At 71.6% G+C, this 20,656-nt stretch carries 21 protein-coding genes; 10 read left to right on the top strand and 11 right to left on the bottom strand.

Annotation, left to right across the window (positions count from 1 at the left end):
* Positions 1–69 precede the first annotated feature (69 nt).
* Positions 70–843, bottom strand: a complete 774-nt coding sequence (locus tag N8I87_RS09510) for an IclR family transcriptional regulator (protein ID WP_263207314.1) — start codon at positions 841–843, stop codon at positions 70–72.
* A gap of 153 nt (positions 844–996) precedes the next feature.
* Between N8I87_RS09510 and N8I87_RS09505 the strand changes: the two genes are divergently transcribed.
* The 5 genes from N8I87_RS09505 to N8I87_RS09485 all read left to right on the top strand — a co-directional run bounded on the left by N8I87_RS09505 (position 997) and on the right by N8I87_RS09485 (position 5,836).
* Positions 997–2,526, top strand: a complete 1,530-nt coding sequence (locus N8I87_RS09505) for an aldehyde dehydrogenase (NADP(+)) (RefSeq protein WP_263207313.1) — start codon at positions 997–999, stop codon at positions 2,524–2,526.
* Positions 2,527–2,727: 201 nt separating this feature from the next.
* A complete protein-coding gene (locus N8I87_RS09500; protein ID WP_263207312.1) occupies positions 2,728–3,336 on the top strand; it encodes a DUF1349 domain-containing protein in 609 nt (202 codons plus the stop codon).
* 43 nt (positions 3,337–3,379) lie between these two features.
* The gene (locus N8I87_RS09495) at positions 3,380–3,886 is read left to right on the top strand and encodes a GNAT family N-acetyltransferase (RefSeq protein ID WP_263207311.1); all 507 of its coding nucleotides are present in this window, start codon (positions 3,380–3,382) and stop codon (positions 3,884–3,886) included.
* A 75-nt stretch (positions 3,887–3,961) separates the two neighbouring features.
* Positions 3,962–4,678, top strand: a complete 717-nt coding sequence (locus N8I87_RS09490; protein ID WP_263207309.1) for a DsbA family oxidoreductase — start codon at positions 3,962–3,964, stop codon at positions 4,676–4,678.
* A 96-nt stretch (positions 4,679–4,774) separates the two neighbouring features.
* On the top strand, positions 4,775–5,836 hold the full coding sequence (locus N8I87_RS09485; RefSeq protein ID WP_263207307.1) for an aminotransferase class V-fold PLP-dependent enzyme: 1,062 nt from the start codon (positions 4,775–4,777) through the stop codon (positions 5,834–5,836).
* A gap of 55 nt (positions 5,837–5,891) precedes the next feature.
* Here N8I87_RS09485 and thpD read toward each other — a convergent pair whose 3' ends face one another.
* The 4 genes from thpD to ectA are packed head-to-tail and all read right to left on the bottom strand — an operon-like array spanning position 5,892 to position 9,008.
* The gene (gene thpD / locus N8I87_RS09480) at positions 5,892–6,776 is read right to left on the bottom strand and encodes an ectoine hydroxylase (RefSeq protein WP_263207305.1); all 885 of its coding nucleotides are present in this window, start codon (positions 6,774–6,776) and stop codon (positions 5,892–5,894) included.
* A 5-nt stretch (positions 6,777–6,781) separates the two neighbouring features.
* Complete coding sequence (locus N8I87_RS09475; RefSeq protein WP_263207304.1) at positions 6,782–7,186, bottom strand: ectoine synthase; 405 nt, start codon at positions 7,184–7,186, stop codon at positions 6,782–6,784.
* 20 nt (positions 7,187–7,206) lie between these two features.
* Positions 7,207–8,478 (bottom strand): diaminobutyrate--2-oxoglutarate transaminase, encoded by a 1,272-nt coding sequence (gene ectB / locus N8I87_RS09470; protein ID WP_263207302.1) that lies wholly within the window; start codon positions 8,476–8,478, stop codon positions 7,207–7,209.
* Positions 8,475–9,008, bottom strand: coding sequence for a diaminobutyrate acetyltransferase (gene ectA, locus N8I87_RS09465; protein ID WP_263207300.1), 534 nt, complete (start codon positions 9,006–9,008; stop codon positions 8,475–8,477). Before ectA ends, ectB begins: the two co-directional genes overlap by 4 nt.
* Positions 9,009–9,594: 586 nt before the next feature.
* Between ectA and N8I87_RS09460 the strand changes: the two genes are divergently transcribed.
* The 5 genes from N8I87_RS09460 (at position 9,595) to N8I87_RS09440 (ending at position 14,258) form a co-directional block, all read left to right on the top strand.
* Positions 9,595–10,449: a transporter substrate-binding domain-containing protein gene (locus N8I87_RS09460; protein ID WP_263207298.1), complete on the top strand. Its 855-nt coding sequence runs from the start codon at positions 9,595–9,597 to the stop codon at positions 10,447–10,449.
* 4 nt (positions 10,450–10,453) lie between these two features.
* Positions 10,454–11,287 carry an amino acid ABC transporter permease gene (locus N8I87_RS09455; RefSeq protein WP_263207296.1) on the top strand — a complete coding sequence of 278 codons (834 nt, stop codon included), beginning with the start codon at positions 10,454–10,456 and terminating at the stop codon, positions 11,285–11,287.
* 2 nt (positions 11,288–11,289) lie between these two features.
* Positions 11,290–12,087 carry an amino acid ABC transporter ATP-binding protein gene (locus N8I87_RS09450; RefSeq protein WP_263216362.1) on the top strand — a complete coding sequence of 266 codons (798 nt, stop codon included), beginning with the start codon at positions 11,290–11,292 and terminating at the stop codon, positions 12,085–12,087.
* Positions 12,088–12,106: 19 nt separating this feature from the next.
* A complete protein-coding gene (locus N8I87_RS09445; protein ID WP_263207294.1) occupies positions 12,107–13,198 on the top strand; it encodes an amidohydrolase family protein in 1,092 nt (363 codons plus the stop codon).
* A gap of 151 nt (positions 13,199–13,349) precedes the next feature.
* The gene (locus N8I87_RS09440; protein ID WP_263207292.1) at positions 13,350–14,258 is read left to right on the top strand and encodes an SCO1860 family LAETG-anchored protein; all 909 of its coding nucleotides are present in this window, start codon (positions 13,350–13,352) and stop codon (positions 14,256–14,258) included.
* Positions 14,259–14,322: 64 nt separating this feature from the next.
* On the opposite strand, the gene cobC is transcribed toward N8I87_RS09440, so the two are convergent.
* The 6 genes from cobC to cobM are packed head-to-tail and all read right to left on the bottom strand — an operon-like array spanning position 14,323 to position 20,655.
* Positions 14,323–15,393: an Rv2231c family histidinol phosphate aminotransferase CobC gene (cobC, locus tag N8I87_RS09435; RefSeq protein WP_263207290.1), complete on the bottom strand. Its 1,071-nt coding sequence runs from the start codon at positions 15,391–15,393 to the stop codon at positions 14,323–14,325.
* Complete coding sequence (locus N8I87_RS09430; RefSeq protein ID WP_263207288.1) at positions 15,383–16,321, bottom strand: sirohydrochlorin chelatase; 939 nt, start codon at positions 16,319–16,321, stop codon at positions 15,383–15,385. Before N8I87_RS09430 ends, cobC begins: the two co-directional genes overlap by 11 nt.
* Entirely contained in the window at positions 16,318–16,902 is a 585-nt protein-coding gene (locus tag N8I87_RS09425; protein WP_263207286.1) for a precorrin-8X methylmutase, read from the bottom strand. The genes N8I87_RS09430 and N8I87_RS09425 overlap by 4 nt, the downstream gene beginning before the upstream one ends.
* Positions 16,899–18,602: a precorrin-3B C(17)-methyltransferase gene (cobJ, locus tag N8I87_RS09420; protein ID WP_263207284.1), complete on the bottom strand. Its 1,704-nt coding sequence runs from the start codon at positions 18,600–18,602 to the stop codon at positions 16,899–16,901. Before cobJ ends, N8I87_RS09425 begins: the two co-directional genes overlap by 4 nt.
* On the bottom strand, positions 18,599–19,840 hold the full coding sequence (gene cbiE, locus N8I87_RS09415; protein WP_263207282.1) for a precorrin-6y C5,15-methyltransferase (decarboxylating) subunit CbiE: 1,242 nt from the start codon (positions 19,838–19,840) through the stop codon (positions 18,599–18,601). The genes cobJ and cbiE overlap by 4 nt, the downstream gene beginning before the upstream one ends.
* Complete coding sequence (cobM, locus tag N8I87_RS09410; protein WP_263207280.1) at positions 19,837–20,655, bottom strand: precorrin-4 C(11)-methyltransferase; 819 nt, start codon at positions 20,653–20,655, stop codon at positions 19,837–19,839. Before cobM ends, cbiE begins: the two co-directional genes overlap by 4 nt.
* Between the last annotated feature and the right edge of the window lies 1 nt (position 20,656).

The raw sequence follows: 20,656 nt of genomic DNA, 5'->3' as shown, positions 1-20,656 counted from the left end.
CCGACGGGCCGGTCCACCTCCTGCACGACGATGATCCGCCTCCGCCGCACGGGGGAGACGCCGTCCCGCTCACAGCCTCCGCGTGGCCAGCGTCAGCCGGTCCCGGGCGTCGAACAGGGCGTCCTTGATCATCTGCTCGTGGGCGGGGGTCAGCCGGGCCACCGGCACGGAGCAGCTGATGGCGTCGCGCGCGGGGGTGCGGTACGGGATCGCGACGCCGAAGCAGCGCAGCCCCAGCGTGTTCTCCTCGCGGTCGGTGGCGAAGCCCTGCTCCCGGACCTGGTGCAGCTGCTCGATGAGCTTCTCCCGGTCGGTGATGGTGTGCTCGGTCAGCGCGGGCAGGGTCTCCGGCAGCAGCTTGCGGATCTGCTCGTCGGTGTGGGTCGCCAGCAGCGCCTTGCCGAGGGACGTGGAGTGGGCGGGCAGCCGGCGGCCGACGCGGGTGAACGGGCGCAGGTAGTGCTGGGACTGGCGAGTGGCCAGGTACACCACGTTGGTGCCGTCCAGACGGGCCAGGTGGATGGTCTCCGTGGTGTCGTCGGAGAGCCGGTCCAGGGTGGGCCGGGCCGCCGCGACCACCTCGTCGCCGTCGATGTAGGAGGTGCCGACGAGCAGCGCCCGCACCCCGATGCCGTACCGGGTGCCGGTCGCGTCCGTCTCCACCCAGCCCAGCTCCACCAGTGTGCGCAGCAGCATGTACAGGCTGGACTTGGGATAGCCGACGGCCTCCTGGACCGCCGCGAGGGAGTGCATACCGGGCCGACCCGCGAAGTACTCGAGCAATTCAACGGTCCGCACCGCGGACTTGACCTGCGCCCCGCCGCCTGTCTCGCCTGCCGACATCGCCCTTGACCCCTTCGTTCGACGGGAAATAGTCTCCGACAGCATATTCATCATCAGAGACGGCGTTCAGTATATCGAACGCCCTGGTGAATGACCCAGATACTGCGGTATTGCAGTGGCAACGCATCCGCAATGAACGTGGAGGGATCCGCGGTGGCAGCAGCACCAGTCTGGAGTGTCGACCCGCGTACCGGGAAGCAGCGTGAACAGGTCGCTGTGGAGGCCACGGCCCAGGAGGTGGACACCGCCGTCCGGGCCGCCCACGCCGCGCGCGGCTCCCTCGCCGACCGTGCCGTGCGCTCCGCCTTCCTGCGCTCCGCCGCCGCGGGCCTCGACGCGGCCAGGGACCAGCTGGTCGAGGCCGCCGACGCCGAGACCGCGCTGGGCCCGGTCCGGCTGACCGGCGAACTCGCGCGCACCACCTACCAGTTGCGGGCCTTCGCGGACATCGTCGACGAGGGTGCCTTCCTCGACGTCATCGTCAACCACCCCGACGACACCGCGACCCCGCCGATCCCGGACCTGCGCCGCTACAAAGTCCCGCTGGGCGTCGTCGCCGTCTACTCGGCCTCCAACTTCCCCTTCGCCTTCTCGGTCGCCGGCGGCGACACCGCGAGCGCCCTGGCCGCGGGCAACCCGGTCGTCGTCAAGGCCCACCCCGACCACCCCGCGCTGTCCGAGCTGGTCGCCAAGGTGCTGCGCCGGGCCGCCGCCGAGCACGGCATCCCCGACGGTGTCCTCGGCCTGGTCCACGGCTTCGAGGCGGGCGTCGATCTCATCAGGCACCCGCTGGTCGCGGCGGCCGGCTTCACCGGATCCGTACGGGGCGGACGTGCCCTCTTCGACGCGGCCGCCGCCCGGCCGGTCCCGATCCCCTTCCACGGCGAGCTGGGCTCCCTCAACCCCGTCGTCGTCACCGAGGCCGCGGCCGCCGAGCGCGCCGAGGCCATCGGCGCCGGTCTCGCCGGGTCGATGACGCTGGGCGTGGGGCAGTTCTGTGTGAAGCCGGGCCTGGTGCTGGTGCCGTCCGGCGCCGGGGGCGACGGTCTGCTCAAGTCGCTCACGGACGCGGTCAGCGACACCGAGGCGGGGGTCCTGCTCGACCACCGCATGCGGGACAACTTCGTCGCCGGCGTCGCCGAGCGGGCCGCGCTGTCCGGCGTGGAGACCCCGGTGACCCCCGGCGCGGGCAGCGAACACACGGTCAGCCCCGGCTTCCTGACGGTTCCGGCGAGCCGACTGGCCGAGGAGGGAGCGTACGACCTGCTCCTGGAGGAGTGCTTCGGACCGGTGACCGTGGTGGTCCGCTACGACGACCAGGACGAGGCGACCGCCGTACTGTCCCGGCTCCCCGGCAACCTCACCGCGACCGTGCACCTCTCGACTAAGGAGGCCGCGGGCGAGGGCCGCGGCGCGGAGCTCTTGGCGGAGCTGACCCCGCTGGCCGGCCGGGTTCTGGTGAACGGCTGGCCGACGGGTGTCGCGGTGGCACCGGCCCAGCACCACGGCGGCCCGTACCCGGCGACGACGTCCACGTCGACGTCCGTCGGCGGTACGGCCATCGAGCGCTGGCTGCGCCCGGTCGTCTACCAGAACGCCCCTGAGGCCCTGCTCCCGTTGGAACTCCGCGACGACAACCCCCTGGGCCTGCCGCGCCGTTTCAACGGCCGTCTGGAACGCTGACCTGCGCCTCGCGGCGGAGGGGCCGACGAAGAGCGGCTGGCCGACGGGTGTCGCAGTGGCACCGGCCCAGCACCGAGGGACCGTACCCGGCGACGACCTCGACCTCGAAGTCCGTCGGCCCCGGCACTTCGGCGGTCATCCGGAACGCCGAACCCGTACGGGGGGTCGGTGACGGAGATCGGGAGCTGAGAGACTCTGCTCATGGACCTGGAACTTCCCGAACTTCCCTTCCTTCTGCGTACTTACGGCCCCGACGGTCACTGGTCCTACGAGGACGGCATCCTCAGCGGCTGGGCCGGGCCCCGGCAGGACCGGTTCGTGCCGCCCACCGACGAGGGGCTGGACCCCGCCTCCGACGCGCCCCGGCTGCTCGGGGCGCCGGAGGGGGAGTTCCAGCTGATCGCCCGGGTCACCGTCGGGTTCGGCGCCGCGTTCGACGCGGGTGTGCTCTACGCCCACGTGGGCGACCGGGCCTGGGCCAAGCTCTGCCTGGAGTACTCCCCGGATGTCCCCACCGTCTGCACGGTCGTCACCCAGGGACACTCCGACGACGCCAACGCCTTCACCGTGGACGGCAGTTCGGTCTGGCTGCGGATCAGCCGCACGGGCCGTGTCTTCGCCTTCCACGCCTCCCGCGACGGCGTGCGCTGGACCTTCGTGCGGCTCTTCACGCTGGGCGGGGAGAAGGAGACGGACGCGGCGCTGGTCGGCTTCATGACCCAGTCGCCGCTGGGGGAGGGCTGCGTGGTGACGTACGACCACATCGAGTTCAGGCCCGGCTGGCCGGACGACCTGCGCGACGGGAGCTGAGCCGCGGCGGAACCGGACCGCCTCCCGGTACGTCTTCCGCTGCATGATCAGAGAGCATCGGACCGTCGAATCCCTGGTGATCAGGACAGCCGTGCGCGCCGAGGCCCAGGTCATCGCCGACCTGCACTTCCGGGCACGCTCGACCTACTACCCGGACGGCGTCCCGCAGTCCGACACGGACTGGACCGCCGCCTGGCGGAGTTCCATCGAGCGGCCGGACGGCCATGTGCTGTGTGCCGTCGCGCACGGCGCCATCGTCGGTATCGCCTCCTTCCGCACCCCCGAGGACATCCCCGCGGAGACGGTCAAGCTGTTCCAGTTCCACATCGACCCCGACCACTGGCGCTCCGGCCTCGGCACGGCCCTGCACCGGGCATGCGTGGAGGAGTGGCGCGCCGACGGCAAGCGGACCGCCGTGCTCGACGTGCACGTGGACAACGCCCGCGCCCAGGCCTTCTACGCCCGCCAGGGCTGGGCCCCGGACCCGGACAACCCGCCCGCCGAAGGGGATCACCACCTCTTCCTGCGTTTCTCCGTGTCCGGGGAATGAACCTCTCTGCTTGAACGTTCATGTACTGGCCGGAGAGAGCCTCCGCGCCCGTACGACCTGGAGAGAGCCGAAGACATGCGCGTCGAGATCTGGAGCGACATCGCCTGCCCCTGGTGCTACGTGGGCAAGGCCCGCTTCGAGAAGGCGCTGGCGGCCTTCCCGCACCGCGACGAGGTCGAGGTGGTGCACCGGTCCTTCGAACTGGACCCGGGCCGCGCCAAGGGTGACGTCCAGCCGGTGCTGAGGATGCTCGCCAAGAAGTACGGCATGAGCGAGGCGCAGGCCCAGGCAGGCGAGGACAACCTGGGCGCGCAGGCCGCCGCCGAGGGCCTGGACTACCGCACCCGGGACCGCGACCACGGCAACACCTTCGACATGCACCGCCTGCTGCACTTCGCCAAGGAGCAGGGCAAGCAGGACGTGCTCATCCAGATCCTGTACCGGGCGAACTTCGCCGAGGAGCGCTCCGTCTTCAGCGAGGGCGACGAGCGGCTCGTGGCACTCGCCGCCGAGGCGGGCCTGGACGCCGACGCCGCCCGCAGGGTGCTCGCCGACCCGGCCGCGTACGCCGACGAGGTCCGCGCCGACGAGCGCGAGGCCGCCGAGCTCGGCGCGAACGGGGTGCCGTTCTTCGTCCTCGACCGGAAGTACGGAGTCTCGGGGGCCCAGCCCGCCGAGGTGTTCACGCAGGCGCTCAGCCAGGCGTGGGGTGCGCGTTCTCCGCTGAAGCTCGTCGACGAGGGCGGCGCCGAGGCCTGCGGCCCGGACGGGTGTGCGGTGCCTCAGCACTGAAAACCGCAGGTCGGCGCGGACGTATAAGAGTTCCTAAGTGGATCCACGTATAGATTCGCAATGGACTTATGAATTCAGCGGCCGCAGAGTGGATCCATGGAGACCACGGAGACGTTCGAGAGCCTCGTCCGCGCCGAGTTCACCCCGAAGAGCACGTATCTCAACACCGCGAGCAACAGCCTGCTCCCGGCCCGTACCGTCGCCGCCCTGCACGAGGCGGCGCTGCTGCGGGCCGAGGGCCGTCCGCTGACCCCGCTGTTCGAGGACGTGGAGGCCTGCCGGGCCGCCTACGCCCGGCTCGCCGGAGTCCCGGTGACCCGGGTCGCGGCGGGCGCCTCGGTCGCCGCGCACAGTGGGGTGATCGCCGCCTCGCTGCCCGCCGGCGCCGAAGTCCTCACCGTCGAGGACGACTTCACCTCCGTCCTGAACCCGTTCCACGTCCGCGGCGACCTCAAGGTCCGCACGGTGCCGCTGGAGCGCGTCGCCGAGTCCGTCCGCCCGGACACCGCGCTGGTCGCGGTCAGCGCCGCGCAGTCGGCCGACGGACGCATCGCCGACCTGCCCGCCCTGCGCGAGGCCGCCCGCGAGCACGGGGCACGCACCTACGTCGACTTCTCGCAGTCCGCAGGCTGGCTCCCGATGGACGCGGACGCCTACGACTTCTCCGCCGCGGTCTCCTTCAAGTGGCTGCTCGGCCCGCACGGCGCGGCCTTCCTCGTGGTCCCCGAGGACTTCGGCGGGCTGAGCCCGGTGCTCGCGGGCTGGGTCGCGGGCGAGCACCCGTGGGACAGCTGCTACGGCCCGGTCGCCGAACTCGCCCACTCCGCCCGGCGCTTCGACCTCAGCCACGCGCTGTTCACCTTCGCGGGCCTGCGCCGCTCGCTCGACCTGATCGAGGAACTCGGCGTAGCCGCCGTCCACGCCCACGACGTGGCCCTCGCCGACCGGTTCCGGGCCGGACTCGCGACCCTCGGCCACGCGCCCGTGCCCGCCCCCGGCTCGGCGATCGTCTCGGTCCCCGGACTCGGGGAGCGCCAGCCCGGACTGAGCCGCGCCGGCATCGAACTCTCCAACCGCGCGGGCAACCTGCGCGCCTCGTTCCACCTGTACAACACGCCCGCCGACGTCGACCGCCTGCTGGACGTCCTGTCGGACTGACCCTCTGGCGCGGGCGGCCTCGGCGGCCTGGCAGTAGCTCAGCGCAGGCGGCAGCTCAGCGCACCGGGGTGAAGTCCCGCGCCCCGATGAACTCCGGCCGCCGTACCGGAGCCGCGAAGGGCTCGACCGCCGCGTTGTCCACGCTGTTGAACACGATGAAGACGTTGCTGCGCGGGAACGGCGTTATGTTGTCGCCGGACCCGTGCATGCAGTTGCAGTCGAACCAGGTGGCGGAGCCGGCCCGGCCGGTGAAGAGCCGGATGCCGTACTCGCCCGCCATGGCGGTCAGCGCCTCGTCGGACGGCGTGCCCGCGTCCTGCATCTGCAGCGACTTCTTGTAGTTGTCCTCGGGCGTGGCTCCCGCGCACCCGAGGAACGTCCGGTGCGAGCCCGGCATGATCATGAGCCCGCCGTTGGTGTCGAGGTTCTCGGTCAGCGCGATCGACACGGACACCGTCCGCATGTTCGGCAGACCGTCCTCGGCGTGCCAGGTCTCGAAGTCCGAGTGCCAGTAGAACCCGCTGGCCCCGAACCCGGGCTTGACGTTGATCCGGGACTGGTGGACGTACACGTCCGAGCCCAGGATCTGCCGGGCCCGCCCGACGACCCGCTCGTCCCTCACGAGCGAGGCGAACACCTCACTGATCCGGTGCACCTCGAAGACGGAGCGGATCTCCTTCGACTTCGGTTCGACGACGGAGCGTTCGTCGGCGCGGATCGCCGGGTCGGCGACGAGCCGCTCCAGCTCACGCCGGTAGACGGCGACCTCGTCATCGGTGATCAGCTGGTCGATCGCGAGGAAGCCGTCGCGCTCGTACGCCTGCAGGTCGGCCGTCGGAACCGGGCCGGGGGTGTCGGGGGCGCCCCAGACGACCGGGTCCTGACGCGGGACGGACACCTCTGCGGCGCCGCGGCTGGGATAGAGATCGGTGACGGTCATGGAACTCACACCTCCTCCGGTTCGGTGAGCAGGGGGTAAACGCCGTTCTCGTCGTGGTCCTCCCGTCCCGTCACGGGCGGGTTGAACACGCAGATGCAGCGGAAGTCCTCCTGGACACGGAGCGTGTGCCGCTCGTGCCCGTCGAGGAGGTACATGGTCCCGGGAGTGATGGAGTACGTCCTCCCGGTCTCGTGGTCGGTGAGCTCGGCCGCGCCCTCGACACACACGACGGCCTCGACGTGGTTCGCGTACCACATCGACGTCTCCGTCCCCGCGTACAGAACGGTCTCGTGGAGGGAGAAGCCGACCCGTTCCTTGGCGAGGACGATGCGCTTGCTCTCCCAGGTGCCGGACGCCGACCTCACGTGCCGGTCGGTGCCTTCGATGTCCTTGAACGAACGGACGATCACGGTGGTGCACAGCCTCCTTGCTAGATGGTTTCGCGAACGGACCGGGCGAGGACGCTCAGTCCCTCGTCCAGTTCCTCGGGGGTGACGGTGAGGGCCGGCAGCAGCTTGACGACCTCGCCCTCCGGGCCGGACGTCTCGATGAGCAGCCCGAGCTCGAAGGCACGCCGCGCGACCCGGTCGGCGCGTGCCTTGTCGTGGAACTCCATGCCCCACACGAGCCCCCGGCCCCGGTACTCCTTCACATCGGCGAGGTTCTCCTCGGTGACGGAGACGAGCGCCTGCTCGATCTGCTCGCCGCGGGCCCGGGTCTGCTTCTCCATGGCGGACCCGTCGGTCCAGTACGTCTCCAGGGCCGCGGTGGCGGTGACGAACGCGGGGTTGTTGCCGCGGAAGGTGCCGTTGTGCTCGCCCGGCTCCCAGATGTCCAGCTCGGGCCGGAACAGGCAGAGCGACATGGGCAGCCCGTAACCGCTGATGGACTTCGACACGGTGACGATGTCGGGCACGATCCCGGCCTCCTCGAAGGAGAAGAAGGCACCGGTGCGGCCGCATCCCATCTGGATGTCGTCGACGATCAGCAGCATGTCCTGCCGCTCGCACAGGTCGGCCAGGGCGCGCAGCCACTCCGGACGCGCGACGTTGATGCCGCCCTCGCCCTGCACGGTCTCCACGATCACGGCGGCCGGCTTGTTGAGCCCGGACCCCTGGTCCTCCAGCAGCCGCTCGAACCACAGGAAGTCGGGGACCTGGCCGTCGAAGTAGTTGTCGAACGGCATGGGCGTCCCGTGCACCAGCGGTATGCCGGCACCGGCCCGCTTGAAGGCGTTGCCGGTCACGGCGAGCGAGCCGAGGGACATGCCGTGGAAGGCGTTGGTGAACGACACGATCGCCTCGCGGCCCTTCACCTTCCGGGCCAGCTTCAGCGCGGACTCCACGGCGTTGGTGCCGGTCGGCCCCGGGAACATGACCTTGTACGGCAGGTCGCGCGGCCGCAGCACCAGGTCCTGGAAGGTCTGCAGGAAGGACCGCTTGGCCGTGGTGGACATGTCGAGCCCGTGGGTGACCCCGTCGCGCATCAGGTAGTCGATCAACGCCCGTTTCAGGACGGGGTTGTTGTGGCCGTAGTTGAGCGAGCCCGCTCCGGCGAAGAAGTCGAGGTACCGGTGTCCGTCCTCGTCGTACATCAGGCTGCCCTGCGCACGGTCGAAGACGGTGGGCCAGCCGCGGCAGTAGCTGCGTACCTCGGACTCCAGGGTCTCGAAGACGCTGAGGTCGGGCTGGGTGATGGTCACGGTTGATCGCTCCTCGGTGCGATGTGGGGGGTCAACGGCCCGATGCGGTACAGGATCTCGGGCTCGTGGGCGCCGTCAGGGAACAGGCCCGCGTCGAACAGCACCTCGCGGGTGAGACCGGCGCCGTGCCGGTCGGCGTACGAGGTGAACAGGCGCTCGGAGGCGGTGTTGCCGGGTGTGATGGTCGTCTCGACGGAGATGATCGGGCGCTCGGCGCCGATCCGCGCGGTCAGTCCGTCGAGCAGCGCGGCGGCGATGCCGCGCCCCCGGTGGGCCGCGTCGACCGCCACCTGCCAGACGAGCAGGGTGTGGGGGCGCTCCGGCCGTACGTAGCCGGTGACGAATCCGACGGGCTTCCCGTCCGCCCCGCGCGCGACCGCCGATGTTCCGGCGAAGTCGCGGCACCACAGCAGATAGCTGTACGAGGAGTTCAGGTCGAGGGTCCCGGAGTCCTTGGCGATACGCCAGAGGGAACCCCCGTCCGTCACCTCCGGTCGGTCGATGAGCAGGTCTGCTTGTGCGGCAGTCATGCGGCTTGAATTTAGCGAGGCAAATTCAAAAATGCACGGAGTGGGGGTGTGGCCGGGAGGGGTCTGACTGAAGAAATGTGGCGATTTGCACCGCATAAAACGGGACAAATACACTGGCTATGTGGAGTGTGTCACAGGGTTGAAACCCGGATGAAATCACCCTTGTTTAGCTCCGCAAAAAGCGGGCAGAAGAACTCGGGAAAGCTATCGACGAAAAGTGATTCCGAAATTTCCCTGAATTCCGGCCCCGGTGACTCCGTCGATTCGCTCCCACAGGACGTCCGGGTGCCCCGCAGCGTACGGCGCCAGACCTCCGCCCAGACCCACCGCCCGCACCCGCGTGGCCGGCGCGGCGGCCCGGCGCCGGACGCTCACCGCGTCCACCCCCTCTGCCTCGATCCACTCGAGGCACCGCTCCAGCGCCGGCATCTCCGGGTGATCGGCCGAGATCACGCCCCTTCGGCCGTCGACTCGCAGGCCGTGTGACCCCGCTGCCATGGGTTTGGTTTGAGAGACCCAAACATCTCCTTATAATCGGAGCTCCTGCAACCGGAATCCAAAGCTCCCCCACAGGAGGTCACCCCTCGTGAACACGCTCTTCGGGCGCCGGGCCCGCGTCCTGGCGGCAACCACCGCGACGGTCGGGCTCGTGCTCGTGGCCGGCTGCTCGTCGAGCGACAACGGCGGCGGCGCCAAGAAGACGGCCGTCGGCGGGGTCGAGCTCGCCAAGGCCGGGCAGCTCACCACCTGCACCCACCTGCCCTACCCGCCCTTCCAGTCGGAGATCGACGGCAAGGTGCAGGGCTTCGACGTGTCACTGATCGACCTCGTCGCCAAGGACCTCGGGGTGAAGCAGACGATCCTCGACACGCCGTTCGAGAACTTCAAGACCGGCGCGTTCCTGAACTCCGGCCAGTGCGACGTGGCCGCCGCGGGCATGACCATCACGGCCGAGCGCAAGAAGAACGTCGACTTCTCCGACCCGTACTTCGACGCCACCCAGGCCGTCCTCGTCGACAAGAAGAGCGGCCTCACCTCGCTCGCCGACGTCAAGGCCAAGGGCAAGAAGCTCGGCGCCCAGGCGCAGACCACCGGCGAGGACTACGCGAAGAGCAAGGGCTTCGACCCGGTCTCCTTCGAGTCCTCCGACGCGGTCCTCAACGGCCTGCGCACCGGCCAGGTCCAGGCGGTCGTCATCGACTACCCGGTCGTCCAGGGCTGGCTGAAGGACAAGGCCAACGCGGACGCCTTCAAGGTGGTCGACAACCTCAACACCGGTGAGCAGTACGGCTTCACGGTGAAGAAGGGCAGCACCAAGCTCCTCGCCGCGATCAACAAGGCGCTCGCCGGCGCCAAGTCCGACGGCACGTACCAGAAGCTGTACGAGAAGTGGATCGGCCCGTACCCCGCGTCCGCGTCCGCCTCGCCCTCCGCGTCCTGACCCCATGACCGACACAGACGCAGCACTCCAGCCGAAGAAAAAGGGTCTTACCCGGCGCCAGAAGCGCAGCCTGTCGCGTGGCGTCCAGTACACCGTCTTCGCCGCCGCCGTGATCGCCCTCGCGGTCACGGCGGACTGGGGGCGGCTGCGGAACCAGTTCGCGCAGCCGGACATCGCCAAGCAGATGTTCCCCGACGTCATCACGCTGGCGCTGAAGAACACCGTGCTCTACACGGTGTCCGGCTTCGTGCTCGCCATGGCCCTCGGGCTGGTCGTCGCGCTGATGCGGCTGTCGTCCGTGGGCCCGTACCGCTGGGTCGCGAGCGTCTTCATCGAGGTCTTCCGCGGCCTGCCCGCACTGCTGATCTTCGTCTTCATCGGCGTGGCCGTGCCGCTGGCCTTCCCCGGCACGGAGATCCCGGGCGGCACCTACGGCAAGGCCGCAATCGGGCTCGGTCTGATCGGAGCCGCCTACATGGCGGAGACGTTCCGCGCCGGCATCCAGGCGGTGCCCAAGGGGCAGATGGAGGCGGCCCGCTCGCTGGGCTTCTCGCCCGCCCGCGCGATGGTCTCGATCATCATCCCGCAGGCGTTCCGGATCGTCCTCCCGCCGCTCACCAACGAGTTCATCATGCTCTTCAAGGACTCCTCCCTAGTCCTGCTGCTCGGGGTGACCCTGGAGGAGCGCGAACTGTCGAAGTTCGGCCGTGACCTGGCCAGCACGACCGCCAACTCCACGCCGATCCTGGTCGCGGGCCTGTGCTATCTGCTCGTCACGATCCCGCTCGGCTTCGTCGCGCGCCGCTTGGAGGCCAATGCCCAGGAGGCGGTCAAGTGAGTATCCGCGGCACCGCTGAGATCCAGGTCCGTGACCTGCACAAGTCCTTCGGCGACAACCAGGTGCTCAAGGGCATCGACCTGGAGATCGCCCAGGGTGAGGTGGTCTGCGTCATCGGCCCGTCCGGCTCCGGCAAGTCGACGCTCCTGCGATGCGTCAACCTGCTGGAGGAACCCACCAAGGGCCAGGTCTTCGTCGGCGGCACCGAGGTCACCGACCCCGACGTCGACATCGACGCCGTACGCCGCCGTATCGGCATGGTGTTCCAGCAGTTCAACCTGTTCCCGCATCTGTCGGTGACCGAGAACCTCACCCTGCCGCAGCGCCGGGTGCTCCGGCGCGACAAGGCGACGGCCGCGAGGATCGCCGCCGAGAACCTGGCGCGGGTCGGCCTCACCGAGAAGGCGGAGGCCTACCCGTCCTCCCTCTCCGGCGGCCAGCAGCAGCGCGTCGCCATCGCCCGCTCGCTCGCGATGGGACCCGAGGTGATGCTGTTCGACGAGCCGACCTCGGCGCTCGACCCCGAGCTGGTGGGGGACGTTCTCGCCGTCATGCGCATGCTCGCCGACGAGGGCATGACGATGATGGTCGTCACCCATGAGATGACCTTCGCCCGTGAGGTCGCCGACCGGGTCGTCTTCATGGACGGCGGCGTGATCGTCGAGGACGGCCCCCCCGCCCAGGTCATCGGCAGCCCGCAGCACGAGCGCACCCGGCACTTCCTCTCCCGCCTGCTCGACCCGGCGATGGCCGAGGTGGAGGAGGAGACCTCGGACCAGGTGGGGAAGTCCGAGGGGTAGCTGTCCTAAGGTGCGGTACATGAGCGATCACGCGGTGCTGCACGTGAAGGGGCGGATCCTCGTCGGCCCCGACGAGGTCCGTGACGAGCTGTGGGTCGTCGGAGGGCGGATCTCCTACGACCGTCCGGCCGGCGCCCAGGACATCCGGACCGTAGAGGGCTGGGCGCTGCCCGGCCTCGTCGACGCGCACTGCCACGTGGGCCTGGGCGCACACGGCCCGGTCGACGCGGACGTCGCGGAGAAGCAGGCGCTGACCGACCGGGAGGCGGGCACCCTGCTGATCCGCGACGCGGGCTCGCCCTCCGACACCCGCTGGGTCGACGACCGCGAGGACCTCCCGAAGATCATCCGGGCCGGCCGGCACATCGCCCGCACCCGCCGCTACATAAGGAACTACGCCCACGAGATCGAGCCGGACGAGCTGGTCGCGTACGTCGCCCAGGAGGCCCGGCGCGGCGACGGCTGGGTGAAACTGGTCGGCGACTGGATCGACCGCGACCTCGGCGATCTGTCGGCCTGCTGGCCGCGCGACGCGGTCGAGGCGGCGATCGCGGAGGCCCACCGGCTCGGCGCCCGGGTCACCGCGCACTGCTTCGCCCAGAGCTCCCTGCGGGACCTGGTCGAGGCGGGCATCGACTGCGTCGAGCACGCCACGGGTCTGACGGAGGACCTGATCCCGCTGTTCGCCGAGCGCGGTGTCGCGATCGTCCCGACCCTCGTCAACATCGCCACCTTCCCCCGGCTCGCCGACGGCGGTGAGTCCCGGTACCCGCGCTGGTCGGCCCATATGCGGCGGCTGCACGAGCGGCGCTACGACACGGTGCGCGGTGCGTACGACGCCGGGATCCCGGTGTACGTCGGCACGGACGCCGGCGGCTCACTGGCGCACGGTCTGGTCGCGGGCGAGGTGGCGGAACTGGTCACCGCCGGGATCCCGCCGGTCGAGGCCCTGTCGGCCACGGCCTGGCGAGCCCGGAAGTGGCTCGGGCGGCCCGGTCTCGAGGAGGCGGCTCCGGCGGACCTGGTGGTGTACGAGGCGGATCCGCGGGCGGACGTACGGGTGCTGGCGGCGCCGCGACGTGTGGTGCTCAACGGGAGAGTCGTCGAGTAGAGACGAACAGGCGAACACCTGTGCCGTGAGATTCGAAAGGGTTCACGGAAAGTCCACGATGGAGTGAAGTAACGCGGGATTACTGACCGTTCACCCACAGTGCGTAATTCTGACCGGGTCCCAAGCATGTCTCGTCTGGGGGTCCCACACCTTGAACGGCAACCACTTCCGCATGCCCGCACGCCGTCTCGTGACCGTCGCGACGGCCACGGCCCTCGCCGCCGGCCCCGCGACGTTGGGCGGCGCGGGCTCCGCGCACGCGACCACCGACCACGGTCGCGCGAGCGCCGTCGTCCTGCGCACCGGGCTCGATGTGTCCCTGCTCGACAGGTCCGTGAACGTCCCGCTCGCGGTCTCGCTCAACGAGGTCCAGGCACCGCGGAGCGCGTCGAAGACCGCGCTCACCGCCGAGCTCGACGGTGTGGCAGGCGGCAAGCCGTTCGCCGTGCTGGGCGCGGACGTCGCCGCGGCCAAGGCCACGGTCTCGGCGAGCCGCGCCGAGGGCTCCGTCCGCCTCGCCCACGCCAAGCTCCATGTCCCCGGTCTGCCCCTGTTGTCCCTCGTCGAGGTCGAGACGGTCACCGCGCAGGCGACCTGCGAGGCCGGCAAGCAGCCCGTCGCGTCATCGAACGTGCTGGGCGCGGTCACGGTGCTCGGCAAGCGCGTGAGGCTCACCGCGGGCGGCCCGACAGAGGTGAAGGTCCCCGGGGTCGGCGAGGTGCGTCTCGACCTCTCCCAGCGGCAGACCACCTCCCGCACGGCCGCCGCCACCGCCCTCGAACTCAAGGTCTCCGTCAACCCCCTGAAGCTCAACGTGGCCGAGGTGGAAGGAACGTCGACCCTCGCCAAGGCGACCTGCGAGAGCCCCGCCGACCCGGCGACGTCAGCCCCGGCGAGCACCGATCCCGCGCTCGACGTCAGACCGCAGGGAGCCCCGGCCGAGACGGGCCTCGCGAAGACCGGCGGCAGCTCGACCACGCCCTACCTCGCCGGCGGGGCGCTCGCGCTGGTCGTGACGGGCGGGGGAGCGCTGGTGCTGGCCCGACGCCGCCGGGACTGAGCACCTGGGCCTGCCCAGCCTGGTCATCGGAGGCCGGACGAGCCTAGCCGCCCGTCCGGCGTCCTCACCGTCCGTCCGGCGTCACCGCCTGGTCCAGGGCCCGCAGGAAGCCGTTCACCGTCCCCCGGTCCCGCACCGCGAGCCGCAGCCACTCCTCGTCCAGCCCCGGAAAGGTGTCCCCGCGCCGTACCGCATAGCCGAGGTGGCGCAGATGACGGCGCACGGCGGCCGCCCGTGGCAGCCGTACGAGGACGAAGGGGCCCTCCGCGGGAGTCACCACCCGCAGCCCTTCCGGGGTGAACTCCTCCAGACCCGCGACGAGATGGGCCCGGTCCGCCGCGATGCGACGGGCCGCGTGGGCCGCCTCCGTCAGGGCCCGGGGCTCCACACACGCCCGGGCAGCCGCCAGCGCGGGGGTGGACACCGGCCACAGCGGCTGGGCCCGCTCCAGTTCCGCGATCGTCTCCGGCGCGGCCAGCACATAGCCGATCCGCAGCCCCGCCAGACCCCAGGTCTTCGTCAGGCTGCGCAGCACCACCAGACCGGGTACGTCGGTCCGCCCGGCCAGCGCCTCGCGCTCACCCGGCACCGCGTCCATGAACGCCTCGTCGACCACCAGGGTCCGCCCGGGACGGGCCAGTTCCGCGATGGCCGCCGCCGGGTGCAGCACCGACGTGGGATTCGTCGGGTTGCCGATCACCACCAGGTCGGCGTCCTCGGGCACGGCCGCCGGATCCAGCCGGAAGCCGTCCTCCGCCCGCAGCAGCACCCGGTCCACGGTGTGGCCCGCGTCCCGCAGCGCCGCCTCCGGCTCCGTGAACTGCGGGTGCACGACGACCGGCAGACGCACCTTCAGAGCGCGCGCGAGCAGCACGAACGCCTCGGCCGCGCCCGCCGTCAGCAGCACCCGCTCCACCGCAACCCCGTGCCGCGCCGCCACCGCCGCCCGCGCGGCCCGCCCGTCCGGGTAGGCCGCGAGACCGGTCAGCGAATCGGCGATCCGCTCCCGCAGCCATGCCGGGGGCGTGTGGGCGCGGACGTTGACGGCGAGGTCGACCAGCGCCGACCCGTCGTCCCGCACCTCGGCGTCACCGTGGTGCCGCAGATCGTGCCCGGGAGAATCCTCAGTGCGCATGGGCGTGTCCGCCGTGGTGATGATGCCCGTGCCCGTGGTGATGGTGCCCGTCGTCGTCCGGGTGGAAGTGCGGCTGTTGCGGCAGACCCACCTTGTCCTCGAACCCGGGCAGCGCGATGCGGTACACGCACGAGTCGCAGTTCATCCGCAGATCGCCCTTGACGGCCTCCTCGTACCGCTCCATCACCAGGTCGAGCAGCTCCGGCTCGGGCCCGATGACATCGGCCGACCGCACGTCGAGCTCCGGATGCGCGGCCGCCCAGTCCTCGGTCTGCCGCCGCACCCGGTCCGGGAGGATGCCGGTGAACAGGAAGTACGGCAGCACGACGATCCGCTTCGCGCCCAGCTTCGCGCACCGGTCGAGGCCGCTGGGTACGTCCGGTGCCGCCAGCGACACGAACGCCGTCTCCACGCCCGCGTACCCGCGCCCCTCCCACAGCAGCCGGGCCGCCTTGTGCACCTCGGCGTTGGCGTCCGGGTCCGTCGAACCGCGCCCGACCAGCAGCACGGTCACCTCGGCCCGGTCCAGCGGAGTGCGCCCACCGGCGTCGGTGCCCAGCGCTTCGTCCAGGCGCCGCTCCAGCACGTTCAGCAGCGCCGGATGCGGGCCCAGCGGACGGCCGTAGATGTACGAGATCCCGGGGTGGCGTTCCTTCTCGCGGGCCAGCGCGGCCGGGATGTCGCCCTTGGCGTGCCCGGCGGACACCAGCATCAGCGGAACGGCGGCGAACCGGCGTACGCCCCGCTCCACCAGCTCGGTCACGGCCTCGCCCAGCGGCGGCGGGGACAGCTCGATGAAGCCTCCCGCGACGGACAGTTCGGGGTGGCGGCGCCCCAGCTCCCGCACGAAGTCGCGGAACGCCTCGGCCCCGGCGTCGTCCCGGGTGCCATGGCCGGCGATGAGCAGGGCGGGCGGCGGGGTGGTCACGCGTTCTCCTTCGAAGTCGGGTGGTACAGAAGAGCGTTGAGCGCGGCCGCGGCGACCGCCGAACCGCCCTTCTCGGACACGTTGCTGACAGCGGGCAGCCCGCTGTCGCGCAACGCGGCCTTGGACTCGGCGGCGCCGACGAAGCCGACGGGCAGGCCGATGACGAGCGCGGGGGAGGCGTCCAGGGTGAGCAGCTCCTCCAGGGCGGTCGGCGCACAGCCGATCACCCACAGGGCGCCGGGCCCGACCTGCTCGTACGCCAGCCTGATCGCGTGCGCCGAACGGGTCAGCCCCGGCCCGGACTTGGCGTCCTTGAGGCGGCAGACGGTCTCCCGCCGGGTGATCCCGGCAGCGACCATCTCCACGTCCACGACCACGGGCGCCCCGGCGTGCAGCGCGGTGTGCGCCTTGTCCAGGTCGCCCTCGTCCATGACGAGGTCGGACGCGTACTCCAGGTCGGCGGCGGAGTGGATGACCCGCTCCACCACCGCCCGGGTCAGCGGCGCGAGGTGCGAGGTGTCCAGGCGGGCGCGCAGCCGCCGGAACGACTCCTGCTCGATCGGATGAACGACACGGTTCACTTGGCCTCCTCCGGGGAGCCTTCCTGCCAGCGGTAACCGCGCGGGGTGACCATGCGCCCCGCGATGTCCCTGGTCGCGGTGTTGCCCACGGTCACGACCGTCATCATGTCGACCGTCGCCGGGTCCAGCGCGGCCAGCGTCGTCAGCCGGCTGGACTCGTCCGGCCGCGAGGCGTTGCGCACCACACCGACCGGCGTCGTCGGCTCCCGGTGCTCCGCGAGGATCGCGAGGGCCTTCGGCAACTGCCAGTCCCGGCCCCGGGAACGCGGGTTGTAGAACGTCACGACGATGTCCGCCGCGGCCGCGGCCCGCACCCGCCGCTCGATGACCTCCCACGGCGTGTGCAGATCGGAGAGGCTGATCGACACATGGTCGTGGCCCAGCGGCGCGCCCAGGATCGCCCCGGCCGCGAGCGCCGCGGTCACGCCCGGCACCCCGACCACGTCGATGTCGTCGGACGCCTCGGCGAGCGCCGGGGAGGCCATGGCGTACACGCCCGCGTCCCCGCTGCCGATCAGCGCGACCGCATGGCCCCGGCGGGCCTCGGCGACCGCCGTGCGCGCCCGCTCCTCCTCGGCCCCGAGGCCGGACTCCAGGATCCGGGTGCCGGGCCGCAGCAGATCGCGGATCTGGTCGACGTACTGGTCGAGGCCCACGAGCACGGAGGCCCGCCGCAGCTCCGCCTGTGCACGCGGGGTGAGCAGATCGCGGGCGCCGGGACCGAGCCCGACCACCGCGAGCCGCCCGCGTCCCGGCCGCCGTACGACGGCACAGGTCGCCATCGCGGGCTGCCCGTCCGGCCGCAGAGACTTCCGCTTGGGGACGAGGAGTTCGCCCCCGCGCACCAGGGCGGCGGCCTCCGCCACGGAGGGCGTGCCGACCGCGGAGAGCGGTGCCTCGGACGGGTTGGGCACCTCGACGGCCGCCAGTTCCTCGGCGGAGTACGTCACCAGGGGCACACCGAGGCGTTGGGCGGCGGCGACGATCCCGGGTTCGTCCGACTTGGCGTCTACGGTGGCGAGTTCGGCGAGCGACCCGGCCGAGAGCCCGGCGTCCCGCAGCGACGTCTCGATCAGCCCGAGCACCTCCTCGACGCCGGCGCCCCTGGACGCGCCGACGCCGACCACCAGGGACGGCGGGCGCAGCAGCACCTCGCGCTCGCCGGGTTCTACGGCACGGTCGGTCAGCCGGATCGTGTACGCCCCCCGTGCCGCCGTCGGCAGCGGAGGCAACGGCCACGGCACCTCTGCCTCCAGGGCGACGGGCTCGCCGTCCAGCAGAGCCCGCGAGACGGTCGCGACCGCCCCCTCGAAAGGAAACCCGAGGGTGTCGAGGCCCGGCACCCCGGCGGAGTCGGTCGCGGTCGTCACCACCGGCTCGGCACCCAGCAACCCGCCCACCTCGCGGGCGAGTTCATTGGCCCCGCCGCCGTGCCCGCCGACCAGCGACACGGCGAACCGCCCGCCCTCGTCGACGCACACCACACCCGGGTCGGACGCCTTGTCACCCAGCAGCGGCGCGAGGAGCCGGACCACCGCACCGGTCGCCAGGAAGCACACCAGCTGCTCGCACTCGGCGAACGCGGCCCGCACGGCGTCCCCGACGGGACCCTCGTACACCCGCGTCCGGTCCGGCCACGCGGCCGCCAGCCGGTCCCGCGCCGCCGCCCCCGCCGCGGTGGCGGAAATGAGGCCGATCACTGTGCAACTCCCTCGATACGCGCTGGAAGCCGGACGCCCCACAGCAGGAACACTGGATTGGTGGCCGCGAGCCGGGTCACGTCCCCCGGCAGCGGCGCGAGCCGCGACGACTGCAACAGCACGCCGTCGCAGGAGAACCCGGCGCCGGTGAGCGCCTCGCGCGCGGTCGGCACCCGGTCCAGCGCGGCCATCGCGATCACCACCGTGCGCCGGGCCCGCCGCGCGCACGCGGTCACGACGGCGGGCAGCTCGCGGCCCCCGCCGCCGATGAACACGGCGTCGGGATCGTCGAGTCCGGACAGCGCGGCCGGCGCCTCCCCGTGCACCACCCGCACGTCCACACCGTGCGCCGCCGCGTTCGCCCGGATGCGCCCGACCCCGTCCACGGTCTTCTCGACGGCGACGGCGGCGGCACCGAGCCGCGCGCACTCGACGGCCACGGAGCCGGAGCCCGCTCCGACGTCCCAGACCAGATCGCCCAGGCGCGGCCCCAGCCTGGCCAGCGCCAGGGCCCGCACCTCGAACTTGGTGATCATCGAGTCGCGGTGCGCGAACCCGGCCTCGTCCAGCGCCCATCCGGTGGGCCCGTCGAGCCCGCCCGCGACGGTCCGCAAGGCGCCCAGTGCCCGCGACTCGTCCAGACACAGCACCACGCTGACCGCCGTACCCCAGTTTCGGGCCGCCGCCTCGGCGGGCGTCACCCGCTCCACGCGCTCACGCTCCGGATCGCCCAGCGCACTGGCCACGACGAGGACGCGGTCGCCGGACACGGCGGCGCCCAGCTCGGCCGGGCCGGCACCCGGCCCGGTCAGCACGGCCACCTTGGGATGCGCCCGGCAGGCGTTGACTGCCGTACGCAGCTCACGCCCGTGCGCGCTGACCACGACCGCGTCGTCCCAGGGCAGCCCCAGCCGCGCGAAGGCCGTCGCCACGGACGACACACCGGGCCGCACATCGAGCCGCCCGGCCCCGAACCGCTCCGCCAGCGCCCGCACGATCCCGAAGAACCCGGGATCCCCGGAGGCCAGCACGACGACCCGGGCGCCCTTGTCGAGATACCGCTCGACGGCGTCCAGCGCGGGCGCCGGCGGCCCGAGGACGATCCGCTCCGCCGCCTCCGGCAGCCGTACGGCGTCCAGATGCCGCCGCCCGCCGACAATCAGCGCGGCCCCGGTGAGGACGTCCTGGGGAACCGGCACCCCGGTCCCCGTACCGACGACGGTGATCGGCGCGGTCATGTGCTCGCACCCCGCTCGCGCAGCTCCTTGCGGGCCTGCGGGTCGGCCTTGCGGTGGCCGTGGAAGTGACCGGGGTGGTAGAGGTGCGAGCGGGTGCCGTGCGCGTCCAGGGCCGGGCCGACCAGGAACAGGGTGTGCTTCCAGAGCTTGTGCTCCTTGACCGTCTCCTCCAGCGTGCCGATCGTGCACCGCACGACCAGCTCCTCCGGCCAGGTCACCTGGTGGGCGACGATCACCGGCGTACTGGTCGGGTAGCCGCCCTCCAGCAGCTCCCGGACCAACTGGCCGCTGCGGGCCGCCGACAGGAAGACCGCCATGGTGGTGCCGTGGCGCGCGAACTCACGGACCTCCTCGCCGGGCGGCATCGGCGTCTTGCCGCCGCCCAGCCGGGTGAGTACGACCGATTGCGCAACTTCGGGAATGGTGAGTTCACGCTGCGCGAGGGCGGCCACGGCGGAGAAGGAGGACACACCGGGCACGATCTCCGTGGCGATGCCGATCTCCGCGCACCGGTCGAGCTGTTCCTGCGTACCACCCCACAGTGCCGGGTCGCCGGAGTGGATCCGGGCGACGCGCAGCCCTTCCTCCCGGGCCCGCCGGTAGACGGCGACGACGTCCTCGAGGGACATGGTCGCCGAGTCGAGGATCTCCGCGTCCTCGCGCGCGTGCTGGAGGACCTCCGCCTGGACCAGGCTGGCCGCCCAGATCACGACGTCGGCCTCGGCGATGGCACGCGCGGCACGGAACGTCAGCAGGTCGGCGGCGCCGGGGCCGGCACCGACGAAGGTCACCTTGCCGGTGGGGGCATCGGCCATG

Source organism: Streptomyces sp. HUAS 15-9, assembly GCF_025642155.1.
Classification (GTDB): Bacteria; Actinomycetota; Actinomycetes; order Streptomycetales; family Streptomycetaceae; genus Streptomyces.
The sequence above is the reverse complement of the archived record's forward strand: the minus strand, read 5'-3'. Positions and strand labels throughout refer to the sequence as shown.

Coding starts and splice junctions, on each gene's coding strand:
- cobC (WP_263207290.1), bottom strand. CDS start 15,393: ATGCGCACTGAGGATTCTCCCGGGCACGATCTGCGGCACCACGGTGAC.
- N8I87_RS09445 (WP_263207294.1), top strand. CDS start 12,107: ATGAGCGATCACGCGGTGCTGCACGTGAAGGGGCGGATCCTCGTCGGC.
- N8I87_RS09490 (WP_263207309.1), top strand. CDS start 3,962: ATGCGCGTCGAGATCTGGAGCGACATCGCCTGCCCCTGGTGCTACGTG.
- ectA (WP_263207300.1), bottom strand. CDS start 9,008: ATGACTGCCGCACAAGCAGACCTGCTCATCGACCGACCGGAGGTGACG.
- N8I87_RS09495 (WP_263207311.1), top strand. CDS start 3,380: ATGATCAGAGAGCATCGGACCGTCGAATCCCTGGTGATCAGGACAGCC.
- N8I87_RS09500 (WP_263207312.1), top strand. CDS start 2,728: ATGGACCTGGAACTTCCCGAACTTCCCTTCCTTCTGCGTACTTACGGC.
- N8I87_RS09455 (WP_263207296.1), top strand. CDS start 10,454: ATGACCGACACAGACGCAGCACTCCAGCCGAAGAAAAAGGGTCTTACC.
- cobM (WP_263207280.1), bottom strand. CDS start 20,655: ATGGCCGATGCCCCCACCGGCAAGGTGACCTTCGTCGGTGCCGGCCCC.
- thpD (WP_263207305.1), bottom strand. CDS start 6,776: ATGACCGTCACCGATCTCTATCCCAGCCGCGGCGCCGCAGAGGTGTCC.
- N8I87_RS09510 (WP_263207314.1), bottom strand. CDS start 843: ATGTCGGCAGGCGAGACAGGCGGCGGGGCGCAGGTCAAGTCCGCGGTG.
- cbiE (WP_263207282.1), bottom strand. CDS start 19,840: ATGACCGCGCCGATCACCGTCGTCGGTACGGGGACCGGGGTGCCGGTT.
- N8I87_RS09485 (WP_263207307.1), top strand. CDS start 4,775: ATGGAGACCACGGAGACGTTCGAGAGCCTCGTCCGCGCCGAGTTCACC.